The sequence below is a fragment of the Rhizobacter sp. Root404 genome (genome assembly GCF_001425865.1).
In the GTDB taxonomy this organism is placed as follows: Bacteria; Pseudomonadota; Gammaproteobacteria; order Burkholderiales; family Burkholderiaceae_C; genus LMDS01.
The window spans coordinates 1,168,049-1,186,904 of the sequence record NZ_LMDS01000005.1 but is presented as its reverse complement, the minus strand read 5'-3'; the positions used below and the strand labels follow the sequence as shown (position 1 = coordinate 1,186,904).

18 protein-coding genes are annotated in these 18,856 nt (G+C 64.2%); 1 reads left to right on the top strand and 17 read right to left on the bottom strand.

Annotated elements, in window-relative coordinates; genetic code table 11:
- Positions 1-75: 75 nt before the first annotated feature.
- From ASC76_RS19620 to ASC76_RS19550, 15 genes are all read right to left on the bottom strand, one after another.
- Positions 76-1,254 (bottom strand): DUF1173 family protein, encoded by a 1,179-nt coding sequence (locus ASC76_RS19620; RefSeq protein WP_082549301.1) that lies wholly within the window; start codon positions 1,252-1,254, stop codon positions 76-78.
- A 16-nt stretch (positions 1,255-1,270) separates the two neighbouring features.
- Positions 1,271-2,368: an LPD7 domain-containing protein gene (locus ASC76_RS19615; protein WP_056470265.1), complete on the bottom strand. Its 1,098-nt coding sequence runs from the start codon at positions 2,366-2,368 to the stop codon at positions 1,271-1,273.
- 43 nt (positions 2,369-2,411) lie between these two features.
- Positions 2,412-3,053 carry an OmpA family protein gene (locus tag ASC76_RS19610; RefSeq protein ID WP_056470262.1) on the bottom strand — a complete coding sequence of 214 codons (642 nt, stop codon included), beginning with the start codon at positions 3,051-3,053 and terminating at the stop codon, positions 2,412-2,414.
- 10 nt (positions 3,054-3,063) lie between these two features.
- Positions 3,064-5,100, bottom strand: coding sequence for a type IV secretory system conjugative DNA transfer family protein (locus tag ASC76_RS19605; RefSeq protein WP_082549300.1), 2,037 nt, complete (start codon positions 5,098-5,100; stop codon positions 3,064-3,066).
- On the bottom strand, positions 5,097-6,209 hold the full coding sequence (virB11, locus tag ASC76_RS19600) for a P-type DNA transfer ATPase VirB11 (protein ID WP_056470259.1): 1,113 nt from the start codon (positions 6,207-6,209) through the stop codon (positions 5,097-5,099). The genes ASC76_RS19605 and virB11 overlap by 4 nt, the downstream gene beginning before the upstream one ends.
- Positions 6,206-7,528, bottom strand: a complete 1,323-nt coding sequence (gene virB10 / locus ASC76_RS19595) for a type IV secretion system protein VirB10 (RefSeq protein WP_056470258.1) — start codon at positions 7,526-7,528, stop codon at positions 6,206-6,208. Before virB10 ends, virB11 begins: the two co-directional genes overlap by 4 nt.
- Positions 7,525-8,439 (bottom strand): TrbG/VirB9 family P-type conjugative transfer protein, encoded by a 915-nt coding sequence (locus ASC76_RS19590; RefSeq protein ID WP_056470255.1) that lies wholly within the window; start codon positions 8,437-8,439, stop codon positions 7,525-7,527. Before ASC76_RS19590 ends, virB10 begins: the two co-directional genes overlap by 4 nt.
- A gap of 7 nt (positions 8,440-8,446) precedes the next feature.
- Positions 8,447-9,220 (bottom strand): virB8 family protein, encoded by a 774-nt coding sequence (locus ASC76_RS19585; protein WP_056470251.1) that lies wholly within the window; start codon positions 9,218-9,220, stop codon positions 8,447-8,449.
- 24 nt (positions 9,221-9,244) lie between these two features.
- Positions 9,245-9,958: a type IV secretion system protein gene (locus ASC76_RS19580; protein ID WP_056470248.1), complete on the bottom strand. Its 714-nt coding sequence runs from the start codon at positions 9,956-9,958 to the stop codon at positions 9,245-9,247.
- A 20-nt stretch (positions 9,959-9,978) separates the two neighbouring features.
- On the bottom strand, positions 9,979-11,082 hold the full coding sequence (locus ASC76_RS19575; protein WP_056470244.1) for a type IV secretion system protein: 1,104 nt from the start codon (positions 11,080-11,082) through the stop codon (positions 9,979-9,981).
- Positions 11,083-11,094: 12 nt separating this feature from the next.
- The gene (locus ASC76_RS19570) at positions 11,095-11,517 is read right to left on the bottom strand and encodes a hypothetical protein (RefSeq protein ID WP_056470241.1); all 423 of its coding nucleotides are present in this window, start codon (positions 11,515-11,517) and stop codon (positions 11,095-11,097) included.
- Positions 11,514-13,955: a VirB4 family type IV secretion/conjugal transfer ATPase gene (locus ASC76_RS19565; protein WP_056470238.1), complete on the bottom strand. Its 2,442-nt coding sequence runs from the start codon at positions 13,953-13,955 to the stop codon at positions 11,514-11,516. Before ASC76_RS19565 ends, ASC76_RS19570 begins: the two co-directional genes overlap by 4 nt.
- Positions 13,956-13,998: 43 nt before the next feature.
- Positions 13,999-14,331 (bottom strand): type IV secretion system protein VirB3, encoded by a 333-nt coding sequence (locus tag ASC76_RS19560; RefSeq protein ID WP_056470235.1) that lies wholly within the window; start codon positions 14,329-14,331, stop codon positions 13,999-14,001.
- A 17-nt stretch (positions 14,332-14,348) separates the two neighbouring features.
- Positions 14,349-14,621, bottom strand: coding sequence for a TrbC/VirB2 family protein (locus tag ASC76_RS19555; RefSeq protein ID WP_056470233.1), 273 nt, complete (start codon positions 14,619-14,621; stop codon positions 14,349-14,351).
- A gap of 87 nt (positions 14,622-14,708) precedes the next feature.
- Positions 14,709-15,182: a lytic transglycosylase domain-containing protein gene (locus ASC76_RS19550; RefSeq protein WP_056470230.1), complete on the bottom strand. Its 474-nt coding sequence runs from the start codon at positions 15,180-15,182 to the stop codon at positions 14,709-14,711.
- A 335-nt stretch (positions 15,183-15,517) separates the two neighbouring features.
- Here ASC76_RS19550 and ASC76_RS19545 point away from each other — a divergent pair, with 335 nt between their 5' ends.
- Positions 15,518-16,372 (top strand): helix-turn-helix domain-containing protein, encoded by an 855-nt coding sequence (locus tag ASC76_RS19545; RefSeq protein ID WP_082549298.1) that lies wholly within the window; start codon positions 15,518-15,520, stop codon positions 16,370-16,372.
- Here the strand turns inward: ASC76_RS19545 and ASC76_RS19540 are convergent.
- Positions 16,317-18,068 carry a hybrid sensor histidine kinase/response regulator gene (locus tag ASC76_RS19540; protein ID WP_082549297.1) on the bottom strand — a complete coding sequence of 584 codons (1,752 nt, stop codon included), beginning with the start codon at positions 18,066-18,068 and terminating at the stop codon, positions 16,317-16,319. The genes ASC76_RS19545 and ASC76_RS19540 overlap by 56 nt on opposite strands.
- A 16-nt stretch (positions 18,069-18,084) precedes the next feature.
- Positions 18,085-18,831, bottom strand: coding sequence for an autoinducer binding domain-containing protein (locus ASC76_RS19535; protein ID WP_056470221.1), 747 nt, complete (start codon positions 18,829-18,831; stop codon positions 18,085-18,087).
- Between the last annotated feature and the right edge of the window lie 25 nt (positions 18,832-18,856).

Sequence of the window (18,856 nt, the reverse complement as noted above, 5' to 3'; positions counted from 1 at the left end):
TTATTTCTCGATTGGCGGTCGCGGGCGATGCGCCGGCAACGAAGAACCGCTGGGGGTCGAACGCGCCCCCGATCGTCAAGCCGGTAAAGCCGGCATGTCTGTGCCATGGACTTGCCAGCGCCAACTCGCGCCAGTGAGCCCCACGTCTGACCGAGCGTTCTGATCGTCAATGTCGTCGCGGTCGATCGCCAGAGGCACGGGCCCCGAGGTTGCGTCCAGCAACACGGCGCTGATGGCGCCTGGCGGTAGTCGCGAGTTAAAGCCCAGCGACTTGTCGAACGCTCGCCGATCGCGCACCAGTCGGTCAATCAAGAGTTTGTCGAAGCCATCGACGAGTGGGATCCATTGGGCCGAAGCCAGGACCAAACAGATCTCGTCGATCGCGGGCTGGCCCCAGTCGGTCAAGCCGAATGTCGCCACGACAAGCAGATGGCACTCCGGATTGCCGGCCCACAGCGACAGTTCGCAGTCAAACTGCCGCATCGTCCTCCGATGCAGATCGCTGCTCATGAAGAACGGCATATCCGGAGCATGTTTGATGATCGCGCTGAAGTGAATCCGTGCCGGAAGCACCTCCTTCAGCTCGCCCACCAGGATCATCTTCCTCGCGGGACCGCTCGTCGAACGTCTCAGGCCCATGTCGAAGCGAAACTTGCGGCGCGCCCGGATGGCGTCCGCGCCGGCGACCGTGAACGCTTCAGGCACGTAGAGAACGTCTGTCAGCGGTGAACCCTTCACGTTCTTGTTGGAGCTCGCCGTGAGGAGATGAGACCGCACCACACCCCAGGTCCGTTTGCCATCGAATCCTGGCCGCCACCTCGTAAGCTCGGCTTCTCTCCACAAGTAGTGCGCGAGGCCGCGGAGGGTCAGGGCCGCGCCGGTTCCGCTAGCGACGCCACGATCCGCCGACTCGGCTTGCGGCACTGCATGTGTCGCGCCTTTTGACAGCGAGAAGTCGACGCGCAGCTGCGTCATGCCTGTGTCGGGACTCTCCGAGATGGCCGTGCCAAGGATTTGGCCCATTCCTGACAACTCCTCGGACGCCTCGTAGTGAGGGCACGCAATGGCATGCTGACCACCGGTGAACGGCATGCGCTTGAGCATGAAGATAGCGCCCAATCGAGCGATGTAGAGCGGCGCATGCGGGTCCGCGCACAGACAGACGGGTCGCAGACGCCTGACGTAGGCTGCGGCCAACGCATGCTGTAGCTCGCTCCCGCCAGTTGCATACCGTCGGCCGTCGACCAGATACATCACTGCACTCCTGGCTTCAACGGGTAGGTGCCGCCCGTTCCTGCGCGCGCTGGATTTCACGAGCAGGCACGACCGGGATGCGCTGAGACGGCGCGTTCTTGTCGAAGACCTTGACCTTGTGGACTTCGCCGGCGCGCAGCCGATTCGACAGGTTCTCCGCAGCGGCTGCCATCACGGCATCTCGCTGCTTGACCGGAACGCCTTTAGACACGAGCACGGCTTCGAGCGCGACAAGTACCGCCTTTCTTCCAGCGCTGCCGCGCGCAGACTGCTTGCTTGTGGAAGCGGAGCCGTCGGCGGCACGATCGAGCTGGGCCACCGGCTCGATTCGATTGATCAAACGCGCTTCGCGCTCGCGCTTGAGCAGTTTCTGATCAACCAACTGCGGCTCGTAGCCCAGCGCTTTCACACCACGCAGCGAGGCTTCGAGCCAGACCATGCGCTTGAAATCCTCGTTTCCCGACACACGAATGCCTTGCCAATTGCGCGCTTCCGCCACGTCGACCATCGAGCGAGCGACCGATGGGTTGTTGTTGTCTGTCGAAAGCCGGAAGGTCGTCTCGGTGAACGCGACCCGATTCGCATCGCCGCGATACCGATACTCCGTCTGCCCGATGCTGAGCTCACCGACCTTCACGGCGGCGCGCTTGACTAGATAGCGTTCGAACAAAGCTGCTTCGAGCTTCGCGATGCGGGCGGTGCGTTCTGCGTCCCCATCGATCTTCGCGACAACGGACTCGGTGACGGGCGTGGCCGTGGGCGAGCCCGCCATCGGAACGACGTTGCTCGCGCGGTCGATTGTTGGCGTGGTGCGATCTGACATCGTCGCGCGGGTGTCCGGGTCTTTCCAGTCGCGCCCGACCTTCACGACGGGAGTGCGAGAACCGTCCGCTCCAATGGCGTGGAATCGCGTGGCGCCCAACTGATCCGCCTTTGCCGTCATGTCGGCGAACGAGTCGATGCGATACGTCACCTCCGCGAACGGGTCACGGAGCTCGTAGTGTTTGCCCCGCGGCTCGGTCGGCATCTGGAACACCTCCCGCGCCACCTTCGCCCGATTCGCTGGCTCGACGGTGCCACCAGGCCGTAGGCCCAATCCGCTCTCAGTGCCCATGGAGTGCGCTCCTTCAGGAATGACTTGTCCAGGCCACGCTTGGCTACAGCGCCGATGAGGCCGAGTTCACCGCGAGGCGTTGCGGAGCGAGTCGATACAGCTCGATCTCGACGCGTCTGTTCATCGCACGGCCGTTCGCGGTGCCGTTGTCGCTCACCGTGTCGCCGATTGGTTGCCACGTCATACGGATGCGCGTTGGATCGACACCGGATTGCACAAGGTAAGTTCGAACGGCGATGGCGCGCTCACGAGCGATACGACTCTCCGCAGGCGTTTCGGTATCACCGTCTGTCCGGGCTCGGAGCATCACGACGGTCGCGGCACGCGCGTGCTCGATCAACGCCTCAGTTTCGCGCGGAGGCACCGACACTTGAATGCTGCCGAACGCGAATCGCACGGTATACACAGCATTCGCCAACTCGACCTCTGGCGATGGCCTCGACGACATCGCCTGCTGCTGGAGCGCGAGACGAGTTGCCGTGGCGCTGGCGCTTTCCGCGAGGCGAGTGGTTTCGGTGGCGAGGATGCGTGTGTTCTGCAAATCGCTCCTGCACGTCTGCAGCTCGACTGCGGTCGCGACATTGACCGGACGCCTCCTGGACTCGTCCACGGTCGGCGGTTTCGGTGGCGAACCGCACGAACTCAGGATCAAGAGGCTGGCGAAGATGGGGAGAGAGGCTCGCATTGGTGCTCCTTCAGGTCTGGTTCAAGGCGTCACTTCGTTCGTGCCCGGCCGATGGCAAATCTGGTGATATCCCATCGTCGTAATCAGGCGCAAGCGCCTCGATGGAACCGCCAAAGCTCTCGCGCGGGCCGGTCACGTCGGTCTCCTGGAGGAACGCCTCGATGCAGGCGTCCCACTCGGCGGCGGTGCCGTCTGCGCCCGGGACGCGTATGTCGCTGAAGTCCTGCGCCAGGTCATCGACCGACAGAGTCTGGCCGTCAGCCAGCTCGTCGTCGGCGTAGCGCATCCGTTGCTGCGTCCGTGCAAGGTGCAGGTCGGTGTTCATGCGAGGAACCACCGGAGCGCGCCGCAAGCGATCCTTGAAAACCTTGTCGCGGTGGTAGCGGATCTTCTCGCCCAGGATCGGCTTGCAGTTCTCGAAGATCACCACCAGACGTTCCGGGCCGAGCTCCTTGAACTCCTGCGGCAACAACAGGGCGCGGCGCTGATCGCTTTCGTTGCGGCCGGTGCTCGAATGCCCGTGGTGCCCGAAGGACCGCGAATGGCTTCTCGACGTCGCACGCTCGGTGAAGTGCCCGAGCATCGCGCTGTACTCATCGGCGTCGCGCTGCTCGCGCGGCGCGTACAGGATCTGCAACCCGTGGTTCGTCGCAAACGTGCGGGCTTCCTTGTCGCCGTAGAGCACATCGAGCTGCGACATGGCCTGCACCACGGTGAGGAGCCGCAGGTTGTAGCCGGCCAGGAAGGCTGCCGCCGTCGAGATCACGCCGACGCGGCCCATCGCTGCGAACTCGTCGTTGATCAGCAGGCACTGGAACCGGAGGCTACGGTCCTGCTCCGGCAGCTGCTGTGTGTTCAGGCTCACCAGTTGCGAGAAGAACAGGTTCAGCAGAGGTCGTGCATTGGCGAGCCGGTTCGGCGGAACGCGAACATAGACCGTGATCCGTTTGCGTCGCAGGTCTTCGAGCCTGAAGTCGTCGGCACTGGTCGCTGCATCGACGATCGCATCCGCGAAGATCGTCAGCGGTGCGTTGAAGGTCGAGACAATGGAGGTGAGCGTGTTCTCGGAGTTGGTCAGAAGCCGGTTGAGCGCATCGGCGCATTCGTCGCTGAGGGGATCACCGTCCTTGACGCGCTGGCCGATCGCGCCGCTCAGGTGGTCCTTGAGTGACTGGCCCTTGCCGGACGACTGACGCAGCATCTCGCCGAGGGTCCGGGGTAGGGCGGGTGTTTCGAGCAAGTAGAGCCCGAGCCCCATGAAGAGGTTGCGCGCCTGGTCGTTGAAGAACGCGTCCGAAGACGTACTGGTGCCGTCGTTCGGGAAGAACACCTGGCCGACGGCCAGCAGGTCGCCCACGCGGTGGAGCGGATTCGTGCGGACGGCAGTCAACGGGTTCCAACGGTGGCTGCGCGCCTGCTCATCGAACGGCGAGAAGGCGTAGACGCGTTGACCGTGCGCCGCCCGATAGCCGGCCGTGATCTCGTAGTTCTCGCCCTTGATGTCGAGGGCCACGACCGAGTCGGGCCAGTTCAGAAGGTTCGGCACAACCACGCCGACCCCTTTACCGCTTCGGGTCGGCGCCGACAGCATCACCGACAGCTGCCCAGGCAGCCTCAGGAATCGGCCGCGATGGCGGCCGACAATGATCCTCGGCGATCGATCTTCGCCGCCGCGATCCAGGAGCCCGGCCCGAACGATCTCCGCCTCGGTCGCGAACCGTGCGTCACCGTGCAGCGGACGCTGCCTTCGCGCCGCGACGACCAAGGAGAACGGAAGGACGACCAGAAGCGCGATGCCCGACGCGCCGACGGAGCCGATCAGCTGCCGGCGCCGCTTCGGGTCGTCGGCGTAGGCGTCCCAGTACGTCGCGATGCTCCTGAACTCGGCATGCCGAGGATGCATCTTGTTCAGAACCAGAAAGATCACCGCGGACAGGTAAACCGCCGCGCACGCGAGGCCGCAGAAGACGATCGCGATGAACAGACCGGCCACGCCTTTGCGTGCCGGCGTCCAGGTCGTCATCGACAGGGCGGTCGCTGCGCTCACGCTGTGGCCCTCGCGTCCTGACCCGCGCCGGATTCGTCCCAGCGCCCCAGCCGCTGTCGCCGTGGCTGGTAGTAGATTTCGGAGATGAAGCGGCCGCGCTCGTCACGGTCGAACTGGACGATGACGTCGATCACGACCCCGAGCAGCCACTTGATCTCGTTCATGCGCAGGCCGCCTCCAGCACCGCTCTCGCGGATCATCAGCGACATCTGCTCGAAGGCGAGGGCGCAACTGCCGGCGTGGACGCTCGTGATGCTGCCCGGGTGACCCGAGGCGGCGAGGCGCACGAAGTAGAAACACTCGTCGCCCCGAACTTCGGCGAGGAAGAGCCGATCGGGCTTCATGCGCAGGCAGGCCTCGAGCAGCGACTTCGCCGTCACCTTCGCCGTGCCCTGCGCGTTCTTGCTGTAGTACAGGTGCACGACGTTCGGGTGATTCGGAATCGTCAGCTCTGGCGTGTCCTCGATCGTGATCAGGCGTTCCCGGTGCGTGACCTCTTCGACGAGCCCCTTCATGAAGGTCGTCTTGCCGGATCCCGTCTTGCCGCTGACGACGATGGTCTGGTGCTTCTGGACCGCCAGGCGCAGGAATTCGGAATACCGTCCCGCATCTCGCAGAGCGACGAGTTCCTGCTCGAAGGGCAGAAGGTCACATGCCTCGCTTCGGGCGACAGTCGCGGTGCGTTCGAACAGGCCTTCGCGCTCGAAATCGTCCAGGCGCCGGATCAGCTGAGCGGGTTTGCGAATCGTGATCGACACGGTTCCGCGCGTCACCGCCGGCGGGACGACGAACTGAACGCGTTCGCCCGTCGGCAAGGTGGCCGACAGGAGCGGGTGCTCCTGGTTGATCTGCTGATCGGAGTACGTCGCCACCGCCGTCGCCAGCGACAGGCAACGCTCGAGGGTGAGTTCCGCCGCGGCGACCGACTGCCATCCCTTCGCGGTCTCGACCATCATCTCGCCCGGACGGTTGACGCAGACTTCCAGCACGCCGGGTGCATCGAGTTGCGCCCGAAGCGGACGCAGAAACTCGACCACCGAGGTGGCGTCACCGCACCATGCATCGGCGAGGTCGGATTCGATACCGTCGATCACGCCCGGCCCGCTCATCGCTCGCCCACCTTCAGCTCGTAGACGGACGAGAAGTCCACGTCTCGTGCCACATAGATGCCGACGATGCCGCCCTGGTTCTGGTAGATCAGCGGCGGGATGTTGATCGTGCTGTCGAGCACCTTCTCGGCGAGCTTGCTCGTGCTGGAGGTGGTGGAAGGCAGCACGATGGTGTTGCCGCTGCCAGCGCTGCCACGGTCCTCGATCGCCAGCTTGACCGAGTCGTCGATCAGCGAAAGCAGCATCGCCGCGCCAATGCGTTCCAGCCAGCGGTTGTCGACGTAGCCATCTACGCCGGACTCGCCGAGCGGCCCGGTCCCTGGCGACTCGATGTCGACCGTCACGCCGCGGGGGGTGCGGATGCGGGTCCACAGGACCGGGATGCGCACGGTGCCCGGGCGCACCGACGCGATCCGGTACTCGCCGTCCATGTGCGAGCCGCGCTCGACCAGAAGGACACGGCCGTCGTCGCTGAAGACATTGCGCCGGACCTGGCAGCTGACGAAGCCGGACGCTGCGCTGATCAGCTTCGTCTTGAGTGCGCACGTGAAGGCTGTTCCCTTGGGAAGGATCAAACTGCGGTCACCGAGCAGTCCGGCCGCGACGCGAGGCGTTGCCGACTTCTGGAGTTCGCCCCCGAAGAGACCGGCCGGCGGGGCTGCGCTCGAAACGAGCGTGGATGCAGCGCCTTGGGTTGCCGGCGTAAGACTGCCTCGGCCCTTGGTCAGCGAATCGACGACACCTTGCAGCTGGCGTTGATAGGTTTCGAGGTTGCGACGCGTGGTGTCGAGCGGGCCATCGAGTGCGGCGCTGTCGCCTCCAACCTGACCCGCCTGGCGCCGCGACGATGAGTCGGATATTGGCGTGGGCCGACTCGAAACGAGCAGGACGGGCGCGTCTTCCGGCGCCATCCTGGCCGGTTCGTTCTGGCGCAGCGGAATCGCCTCCGCGCGCCGCTCGTCGGCGGTGGGCAAGATGGCTGGGATCATGCGACCGGCAGGCACCGAGGCGACAGGGAGAGGCAACGTCATGTCGAGGCGACGGGCGTCGCCGCCGGCAGCGGCCGGTCGATCACCCAGGTGCTTGGAGACTTCGTCGCCATCCTTCTTGTTCGACAGCGCCCGGTTGATCGACACGCCGGACACCGCCACGAGAGACAGCGCGAGCAACGCGACCGCAAAGATGCCTTTGCGCGAGACGTTCACGCCCTTGGGCCGAACGACGCTCGGAATGCCGGCTTCGCCCTCGAGGGGCTCGATCACATTTGCCGCATTGGATCCGTCGCGTTCCGGTTCCGGTCTAGATTCGTTGGCACTCATCGTTGACCTCCCTGACTGGTGGTAGGTGGTGTGGGCGAGGTCTTGATCTGCCGATCGACGCCGAAGACCGTGGTGCCGTTGGTCGGCGGCACGCCATCCAGGTCGAAGGCCTCGTTCCACACGCCGACGACGGCCGAACCCGCACGCAGCATCAGGCGCCGGCTGACCCGATCGGCCACGAGCAGATCACCCTCCATCCGCGCATTGACGACGGTCTCGGATCCGTCGGGCAGCACATGAAAGACGGCAGGCACCTCGCGGTTGTTCGGGAACTTCAGGTACGTGAAGCGCCCGTCGTCGAACACGAGCGTCGGGACGATGTCTTCCGAGTGCTTGCCCTCGGCGATCGAGTAGCTCGAGTTGACCGGCTGGGGTGCCGCACCCAGTCGCTCCTTGATCACCTCTGCTGCAGAGAGCGGGGCTGGCGCGGCGACCTCGGCTGTCGCCATCGACGCTTGCGGTGCCGTCGGCGGAGGAGGTGCCACTGCTGTCCTGACCGAGAGGCGGTAGACCGGCTGGCGCGCATCCCGGTCGGCCAAAACGACGAACCGGAACGAGTGCGTGCGCCGGTCGGTGACCACCGCAATGTTGTTCGGTGCGCCCGCGGTGGTCTTCGGCTTGACGAAGAGGTGGCGTCCACCGGGTTGCGCCGCGACACACCAGCTCGAGTCCGGCTTGGCGCAATCGGCTCCGAGGCCGGAGGCGACATCGGTGATCGCCTCGTTGGCGTCGAGCACGATGTCGGTGACGACGCCGCGTTTGACGAAGACGGTGACGACGGCTTGAGGGTCATAGAAGACGTCCCGCAGCCGGGGATCCGCGGTGTCCTGAGCGAATGCCGGATCGATCAGAAGGCCGATGGATGCCGCGACCAGCCATGCGGCGGCGAACGTGAGCGTGTCTCTGCGCATGGTCGCCTCACTGCTTCGCAGCCGCGCCGCCAGGCGTGGGTGGTGGCGAAGCGATCTCGGGATCGGATCGGTAGGCCGTGACGACGAAGCCGAATGGGTTCTCGATCCGGTCCTTCTCCTTCGCGAGCACCTTCGGTTGGTACTCGTAGACGACACTGGCGGCGTGCCGTGTCGTCACGTCGGGGATGTTCCGGTCGACCAAGTGCACCACCTTCTCGTAGGAGATCGAGGCGATGCCGCCGTTTCCGCGGCGCCCGGACGGTGCCAGACGCACGCTGACCACGTTGATGCGCCATTCCTCGGCGCCGGCCAGCTTCTTCTGCAGAGCTTCCTGGCCCTCGAACGCACGGTTGTAGTCGGCGAAGACGGTGGGGATCGCCATGCGCGAGACCTGATCGAAGTCGCGTTGCAGGAACCACCAGCTGTAGCCTTCGCGTGCCCGGATGAAGACCGCTAGGTTGTGTTTGTCGAGCGCTTCCATCGGGGGAATCGTCTCGGCGCTCAGTCGCTGCTCGATCGTGGTCTCGCCGGTGGTCTTGTCGACCACGATCGGAATGCCGACGACCTGGTGGAGCGCGCCGTGCGCGAGGACCGCGAGCGCGCTGATGATCGCCACGAGGATGCCGACGCCACCGACGATCCAGCCGCGACGTTCGGAGCGCTGCAGCATCAGCGCGCGATCGAGTTCCCAATTGCGGTTGGTCTCGATGGCGTCCTGCGATTCGGCCAGCCCCTTTGAGTTGTGAGATGCAGCTGAGCCGGGATGTACCAGGGCATTCATGGTGCGTCGTCTCCGTCCGGATGCTCAGTGCAGGTAGTCGGAAATCTTGCCGGTGCGGTTCAGCATCTCGGCCTGGCGTTCGCGGTCACGCGAGCGGGCGATGCGCTCTTCGCTGTCGGCCATGCCGGTCAGCATCTGGACCTGGGACATCTCGTGCTGGAGCATCGCGTTCTCGGCGCCGATGCGGGCCTGGATTTCGAGCACGGCCTTCTGGTCGCTGGTGCCGTTGATTTGCGTCATCAGCGACTTTATTTGCTCGAGCCGGCCGGACGCCGCCTTCATGGCGTCCTGCAGCAGGCCTTTCTGCTGGTACGGCTGAGCGAGCATGGCCTGGCAGTCGGTGCGGGCTGCCCCGGAGCGATCCAAGCAGTTGTAGACCATCTGCGCGTCACGAAGTGTCTTGGACGTGCTGGTGAGCCCCCCGTATCCACCCGTGTCGATGGCATTGACCAGGTTGTAGGCGTTCGCGGGGACGTAGTTCTTCAGCGTCGCGCTGTCGAAGACGTTGCCAAGATTGCGCATGCCGTTGATGCTCGCGAGCTGACTTTGCAGAGCCTCGATCTGCTCGACTTGGTTGGCAATCTTGGTGACGTCGTTGAGAACCTGCATGATGGTCTGGACCAGGTTCGCGATGTCGATGACCGGAATGCCTTGGGCCTGACTCGCCGGCGCGAATGAGGCGAGTGGAACGGCAACAGAAAGCGCAATGGCGGCGAGACGAAAAAAGCGTGGCTTCATGACGGGCTCCTCGGGGTGGGTCAGCTCCGGCCGCGCATCGCGGGCAGACGGTAGGCGGCGGTACGAGCGCCGGTGTAGGCGCCGCGCGCGACAGCGCCGGCACCGGTGGCCATGGTTCCGGCGAAGCGGGCGCCTGCAGTTGCTGCTGAGCGCGTGGCTTTGCCTGCGGCGTACGGCAGGCCAGTGCCGGCCCGGATCGCACCGCCGGCTGTAGCAGCTGACGCGGCGGACGAACCGCCCGACCGGGATGCGCGAAGACCAGCGACCATCATCGCGTTTTGCACCATCTGGATGCCTTGCTGAACTGCCGCACCGCCCGTTAGGGCCGAGGCGAGGCTGGGCGCCTGAAAGCAGATGATCCCCATGAGGATCATGAGCACGCAGTAGCGAGTGGCTTCGGTGAGCGCGTTCAATGTGCCACCAAGAAAGCCGCCGCCATCCTGAATGGCCTTGAACATCCCCGCTCCGACATGAGCGCTCAAGCCGAGGGCGAAGAAAGCGAACCAGGTGAGGACGACTGCGTTCAGCAGCATCGACAACCAGCTGTCGAAGAAGCGCTGCGTCGGCTTCCACGCGAGACAGAGAACGAAGATCGGACCGACCGCCAGCACGAAGGCCAAGAGGAGTTTCGAGAGCGTCACCACGAAGAGCGCCACGCAGAGAAAAGCCACTGAACCCAGCGAGAACACGGCCGCTGCGAGGAACAGGTCAAGACGCGTGATGCCGGCGTCCTTCATGATGTCTGCGACCTGGGCGCTCGCGTCGTCGTTGAACTTGTCGAGCAGCGCGTACGGAGAAGTCACGGTACTCGGATCAACCCCCGCAGGCAGAAACGTCGTCGCGACGCCCATGGCGAGCGAGTCCGCTGTGTCGGCGACGTTGGTCACGTAGAAGCCGGCCTGTAGCCCGAACGCGATCACGAGGCCAATCTTCGTCGTCTTCCAGACGAAGCTCGGCACGGTCTCGGACACCTCGTTGCGAAGCACAGCCCACCCGTAGAGCAGGACCCACAGGGTCATGCAGACGAGCGCAATCGGTGTGAGCGCGGTCATCAGGGTCGAGATGACCCCGAAGACGTATGTGCTCATGATCCCCGTGAGGTTGGTGCCGAGCCAGGTGAACATGTCAGTGCCCGCCTACTGAACCGCGTCGAATGGCATGTTTGCCGGGGGCCGCGCGAACATGTTCACGCACTTGCTTCCAAGATCCGGGTACTGGCACTGAAGCCACTCGCTCCCGCGCTTGACCACCCAGAGACGCGATGCCTTCTTGGCACCGTAGGTCGAGGGGCGGCAAGTGCCAGCGCGCGCATAGGCTTCGGTGCATTCGACCAAGCCGTCCTGCGTTTCCACCATGAGCCATGCGCCAGCGAAGCAGGAGCCCGATGCCAGGCACGGCTTCGTGTTTCGCATCGGACCGGTCGCCGGCATGGGTGGCGTTTCGACCGTCTTGCCCGCGGCAGTGGTCTTCACGGCTTCATTGCCTTTGACGTACTGGGCTTGCGCGGCGAGACAGGCGAGGGCGCTCGTCGCGAGGACGAGCATGGTGATTGCTTTCATGGAACGCTCCTTTGCGGCTTGGATTTGCGCTCACGAACCGCTTCCAGGAGCAAAGGGAGCCAAGCCTTGGGGTCGTCACCCACGCGTTCCCGGATGCCGTCGAGCAATGCGACGTTATCCGTGGTGGCGGACAACACGGTAACGAAGTCCTCCAGGCCAGAGAGGTCGAGTTCGCAGATCGCGCTGCTGTTTCCCTGCTTGACCATGAAGCTGCGGCCGCCGCGTGCGCTGAGGCTCTTGACGATGTCGTATTCAGCTTCCGTCAGACCGAACCCTTCGACGTATTCCTCGCGCATCGCTTCCGGATTGGCGAGGAAGATCTTGGTGACGCTCTGCTCGACCATTGTTCGGCCGATCGAGTGGCGCAACACGTCCGACGGGCTCTGCGTGTCGAAGATGCCCAGGCCGTTCTGCTTGCGGATCGTCTTCTGCTTCTGCTTCGCGAAGTCGCTGAAGATCTCGTTGTCGAGCGCCTTCCAGAATTCGGAGATGACGTAGATCAGCCGCTCGCCGTTGACCAGCTCGCCCATCACGTCGAGCAGGTACAACATCATTGGCGTGCGGACCTCGGGTAAGTCTAGGAACTCCGTGGTGTCGAAGCCGATGGCACTCGCATCCATCAGGTCCGTCAGGCGATCGTCCGCCTCGTCGAACACCCAACCCAGTGCGCCGCCCTTGCACCAGCGACCGAGTCGCTCATAGAGGCTGTTCTCGCCCGACTTCGGCAGGTTCTGTCGAACCGTCGAGAAGCGGCGCAGGTGTCTCGGCATCATCGCGACAGATCGGACGGCATCGGCGATGGCGCGCTCGTCTACGGGGAGCAGGGGCAGGGTCGGCGTTGCGATGCAGGTCCGGAGCAACTGCTCCCAGAACTGGATACGTGCCGGCGTGGGGTCGCGTTGAAGCGGGTTGCAGCCGGTCGGCTTGCCTGCTTCCAAGGTGAAGTACCGACCACCCAGCGCTCGAAGGGCGATCTCGCTGCCGCGGTCCAGGTCGAACAGGACGAGGCGAGGCGCCGGGTTCCACTTCCGGGTCAGTGCCAGCAGCAGCATCACGAGCGTTGTCTTGCCGACGCCGGTCGAGCCGATGATGAGCGTGTTGCCCGGGTGCTTCTTGTCGGCAGAGTTCTCGTCCTCCGGACTCTTGTGAAGGTTCAGATAGAAGGGCTGGCCGCTCGGGGTGCGAAGCAAGACCAGCGCTTCACCCCACGGGTTGCCATCGCGTTTGCCGCGCGGGAAATTGTGACCGCTGGCGAGCGCAGCGAACGCACGGGAGGAGAGCTTGGCCTCCCGAGGCCGCCACTGCCAGTTGCCCGGCATCTGGGCGAACCACGCAGCGTCTGCCACGAGGTCGACCGGCCGCATCTGCAGGCTGCACGCCTCGCCCACAGCGCCGATCGCCTGCGCCGCGCGGCGCCCGGCATCGGCGACGTCGTCGCCAAACACGACCAGGCTGTAGTGAAACTCACCCATGCAGAACTGTCCGTCGCCGAGTTCGTTCAAGGCGACGTCCATCTCGGCGACCTGACTCTCGACAACATCGTCGCTGGCGATCAGCTGATCGCGCTGCAGCTCCAACGCGCGCATCGCGTCGCGTCGCGGCAGGATCGAGAAGGTCTGGGTCTCGATGAACTCACTTCGCTCGTAGAGCAGGGCGTTCAGCACACCGGGTTCGACCGCGTCGGCGTACTCGTGGATGTCGACGAAGGCAGCGAAGCGCTTCTGCTCGCCGCTCCTTATCTCGAGCTTGTCGGCGCCGAAGGACAGGCGTGAGGTCGGCAGCGTCCGGTAGAGCGGACCGGCGTGCATCGGCACTGCCCGCCACACCCCGTTGACAAGGTAGCCAAGGAACTCGGCGACCTCGGAATAGTCACGCCCGTTGCGGCGGACCGTGCCAAGCAGTTGCGGGTCGAAGCCGCGCAGAACGCGTTGAACCAGGGCGGACTTTTCGTCCATGACGCGCATCGCGTCGTCCTGAGCCTTGCCGATGTCGCGGCGCGTCCGTCGTGTGGACTGGAACGCGCGGCCGACGCTTGACGTGGTCGGACGGTAGACCAGCGTCATGTAGAGCTCGTTGCTCATCATGCGCTGCCTGTGCAACAGGCCGCCGTATGCCTGCGCCACGTCGCGTGCGAAGCCCGGCTCCGTCGGGACCGCCATGTCGTCCTCGATGGCCCGATGCAGTCGGTGCTCCCACACAGCGAACTGGCCGCCGGCCAGGTTGCGAAGCAGGCTGCACTTCGCCTCGTGCCGCTCGGCGATCGTGTGCTCGTCGGCGCACTCGAACGCAACGCCGTCCAGACGCCACACCCGAAGGTAGTCGCCACCCCGGGTGATCACATCGACGGGGGAGACCAGGGACGAGAACGGCACGAAGCGCGCGAGCGGGTTCTCGGACTGCGCACGCGCCCAGTGGCGCGGCTCGGCGCTGCGCCGCATCCTGTGTGCCCTCGACGGGGCGTCACCCGTTCGGGCGCCTGAGTTACCGATGCCAAACATCACGAGTCCCCCGATAGAGGTAAGGCGCGTAGCTGCGCGACAGCCAGAGGCGCCGATTGCGGTCATGGAACCGCAACTTGGCGGCGACGAACATCTGCCGAAAGCGCTGGTCGTCCTTGCTCGTGACGAAGCGCATCCAGCCCAGTGCGGGCACGAAGGCGGCCAGCACGATCGGCAGGATCCACCAGCTGACCAGGCTCCCGACCCACAGAACCAGCAGCATCCCGGTGCCGAACAGGACCACCAGCGGCACGAGCGGGATGCCCAGTTTCATGGCGGGCCGGGTCGCGCCCTTGTAGATGGCTTCGGCCTGCACGATGAGCCCGCCTGCGATCAGCTGATGATGTAGGTCGAGAACGCCGTGGCGCCCCCGATCAGGGTGCCGCCGATCAGGACGTTGGCGACATCGGCGAGGCGAGCACCTTGAAAGATCATCTTGAAGCCGGCCCAGATGATCGCGATGGTCACGACCGCGATCGAGATCGTCACCAGGATGGTGTTGACGTTGGTGACCGTCGTGTTGATCTTGTCGAAGCCCTGAGCGAGGGCGAGCTGGGGCATGAAGGCGATGAGCACGCTCATCAGAACGAACGCCAGAACGTTCATGTTGAAAATCGGACGCAAAGTAGTGGCCATGATCGAGTCCTCAATCACAAAAAGTGTGCTGAAACGAGATGAAAAGCGCGTGGTTGCTTACGGCGGGGCGCGCGCGGTCTTCCGAGCATCGCTGACGACACGGTCTACGTAGCCGTGCCTGAAGCCGGTCGTGAAGTTGCCGCTGTAGTAGCAGGAGAGGGCGCGGCGCAGCGCGCCCTGGGAACCGTCAACGGGACCGGCTCGATCGAAGCACTCAGTCAGCACTGCCTGCATCGCCTGCAGGTTCTTGCAGCTGTCAAACCCGTCCTCAAGCGACAGCCCGAAGCGATCGAGATTGCTTACGTTGATCTGGGCAAGCCCGACGCTGAAGTTGCGCTTCTGGTCGCGAAGCGAGCGTGCGGTCGCCAGCGCCTCTTGCGGATTGCGCGGCTGGCGTGTGAGGTTGCCGGCAACCACGCCGATAGCATTGGGATTGAACGTGCTCTCGGTCGACACGATGGCCCGGGCGGTGCTCGCATGAACGAGCGGGGCGCAGACCGCGGCGAGTGCGATGAACGAGGTGACGTCCATGTCGCTCAGCCCTGTTGAATCGAAGAGTCCATGCAGATAAATCTAGGTGCGAATGAGCCATGAACGCGTGCTGAATTCGGGCTCAAATTCAGCAACATCGACCATGTTCGAAATCGCTCTGAAGTCCCAGATAGAGCAGCGAGGTCCCGAGAAATCTCAGGACGTCTCGCGATCACAAAACGGGCGTTCCCGACTCGTTTTCGATCGCGGTAGCCTTGGCCCCGCCGGCACCTGTTTGCGATTTAGGACGTGGATGCCCCGCAGAGCGACTAAAATGGATATCTGATGTAGTTCGATCGATCTGTCTTGCACCTGCCCGTGAGGAACTCGCTCACATGCCTTCTGCTTCGTTGCCCAAGACGTCCAGCGCTCGACGAGACGGTGAGCCAGATCCCGTAGGCACGCGGTATGTCAGAGCGCTGCTCTCGCGCCACGACGTGCCGACCAATCAGCATGTCATCACGATTGGCGAGGTGCTGAAGGTGGCCTACACGGTGGCCTACCGACGCATGAACGGAACTGCGGCGTGGGAGCTCGAAGAGATCGAAACCATCGCCAAGCACTACGGCGAGTCACTCGCCACGGTCTTTGCCGAACAGAATTCCACCGACGAGGTGCCTGGCATGCTGGTCGCCGGCCCGGTTCGAGTCCCGTGCTTCCTGGTGCCGGGCAATGCGTCGAAGGAGCCTGCGCGCAACTCGCTGGTGGCGGTTCGCTTGGGCGATCAGTGGATGGTTCTCCCTGCGACAGAGGTGGGGTCGAGCCAATGCTTCGACGTGGCCAGCGTCCGTGTCGTCGGCGTCGGTGACCGACGCTGGCGGATCGCCGTGCTCGACGATGACGGGGACGAGGCGCGCAACCTGGCGCGGCACTTTTCCGATCGGGGATGCGAGGTCGAGGCGTTCACGCGTGTCGACGACCTGGTACCGAGCATGCGGCTTCGACCCTTCGACGGATTCGTGATCGACTGGATGCTCGCCGAAGGCTCCGCCGCAGAACTGGTAGGCATGATCCGGGCGGACGACCGTGATTGTCCCATCGCGGTGCTGACCGGAAAAATTCAGTCCGACGTGATGATCGAGCCCGCCGTCGCGGAGGCCGTATCGACCTACAAACTGCTGTTCTTCGAGAAGCCTACGCGCCTGCCGATCGTTTCGGCTCAGTTGCTGCAAGCGTTGGCTGGGCGATAGCCCGCTGAATCGCCTGTATGGTGATTGGCTTCGTGAGGTGGCTGTCGAACGGCCACCCACGTCTCGCGTCGGGCACATCTGCCGCGCTTATGGACACGATTCGGGTGCGCGCATTGGGGCCATCCCCGCGCCGGGTCTCTGAGGCCAGGTCGAATCCGCTCTTGATCGGCATGTCCAGGTCGACGAAGGCAACGTCGTACCGGCGGGCACCCAGGAGATTCGCAGCCGTCGCCACGCTCAGCGCGGTGTCGCAATAGAACCCCAGCTGTCGCACCACGCTCGCGATCCCGTCGAGCACTTCCTTGCGGTCGTCGACTACCAGCACACGGGTGACGAGCGCGATATCGGCCGGAGGTCGTTCGCCGTCCAGCAGCTCGGCGGGGATTCGGACATCGAAGTTGGTCCCGACGCCTCTCGCGCTCGACACCTTGACGGTGCCGCCGAGGAACTGAAGCACCGATCGCACGATCGCCAGGCCGAGGCCGGCTCCCTCGCCCTTGCTGGTCATCTCGCCAAATCGTGTGTACGGATCGAAGAGCGTCGGTATCCGGTCGCTCTCGATTCCAGGACCTGTGTCGATCACCTCGAAGCGCAGCGAGCTTGACTCCGCCTCGTACGGATGGAGCTTCAGCGTCACGGTTCCTGCCTTGGTGTGACGTGTCGCATTCGTCAAGAGGTTGGTCAACACCTGATCGATACGCGCCGGATCTGCAACCACGAATATCGGTTCCTCTGGTGTGTCCACCACAAGCTCCAGCCCTTTGGCGATGGCCTCACGGCCGACCTGCCGTGCGAGCGTCACCGCCAGGTCTCCGACCTCGAAGCGCATGGGATTGATCTCCATCTTTCCGACATCGCCGCGAGCAAGCGTCAGAAGGTCTCGAAGCTGGGTGTTCAGGGCAGTCGCGCCACGCCGAATCTGAGACACCAGCTCAGCCTGCGCCGCATCGTTGATGTAGCGCTCCTCGAACAGGTCGATCGCCGACACGACGCCTTGCAGCGGGGATCTCAGTTCATGGCTGACGCGCGACAGGAACTCGCTCTTGGCCTGCAGCGAGTCTTCCAGCGACTCGAGGCGCGCACGCTCGATCTCGATGGCCTTGGCGCGCTCGGCAGAGCGGATCAATGGCGCAAACAGCCACCATGCCCAGCTGACCATCAGAAGCAAAGATGCGCTCATCTGCAGTTCCGTGTGCCAGTAGGACCCGAAGATGAGTGGCAGCGACACACCCAGCCAGGCGAAGCCAAGCTCGACCTTCATGGCGTTCAACCCATACCGAAACCCAACGCGGACGATCGTCACCAGCATCAGGACGAGGAACCAGGCGAGGAGTTGCGGGGCGGCATACAGCGCCCACCCGACAATCATCGGGTCCAGCGCCAGGAATGCGTACTGGACGTGTACGCCTCCCTCGGGATGTCCCTTGAGGTAGGCGCGAAATGCCAACGCCGCCGCGCAGTAGAGCAATGCCGCAATGATCCAGAGGCGCTCGTTGTCCGTCACGTCCGATCCCATGATCAGATGAAATCCGTACACCCACGCAACGGCGACTGCCGGCATGACGGCGCGTTGACGCGCCCGGTCTCGTTCGTTCTCGGCCCGGAGCGGATTCGAATGGGCCCCGACATAGTCGTACATCTTCCAAAGCCACGCGGGTGAGCGTTGGGATGCGTTTGTCAACGTTGCAGCGGACATGGGGTCTCCTGATCTTCTAGATGACGCCGTATTCGGCAGCCAGACGCGCAGCGGCCTTGCGGCTGGAAACGCGCAGCCGGACGATCATTCGGTGGAACCTCGAGTCGACCGAACTCGTCGACCAGTTCAATGCTCTGGCGATTTCCTTCGTGGTGTGGCCTTGGCGCTCGTGCGCCAGAAGCAGCAGGTCCTCGGGCGCCAGACCAGCAGTGGCGATCAGTTCGTGGCTGATGCGGCCGAGCCACCACTCGTGGAGTTCCATGGCGACACTCCGTGCGATGACACGAAGCGCAACGAACCCGTCGTCGTCGAAGTAGCCGCTCTTCGATGAACCCAGACAGAGCACACCGGCTCGGGAGAGTCCGCCGCTGGATGGCGTCGGCACGATCACTGCTGAGCGGAAGCCGAACCTCGCGGCCAGACCAACGGCAGAACGTTCAGCGTCGGTCTTGACGGGGAGTTGAGAGCTTCGGACGGGCACCGAGTGCCGCTGTGCGTAGGCAAGCCAGGGGTCGTCGTCGAAGCGACCTTGGCGTTCGTATTCCTTGAACCAAGCCGGGTCGCACGCAAGAAGCAATCGATAGGACCTGCAGGATTCGTCGTCTCGGATGAAGCTCGCAAAGATGGCGACCTCCGCGCCCATGCGGACGGTGGCTTCGCGCAGCAATTCGACCGCCTGGGACTGGTCTTGGGCCGACTGCATGTCGCGGATCACCTGACCGACCGCGGTGAAGTAGTCGGGCCGAAGCGTCGCGGCAAGCAACGAACCATCGTCAGGGCTCGAAGTT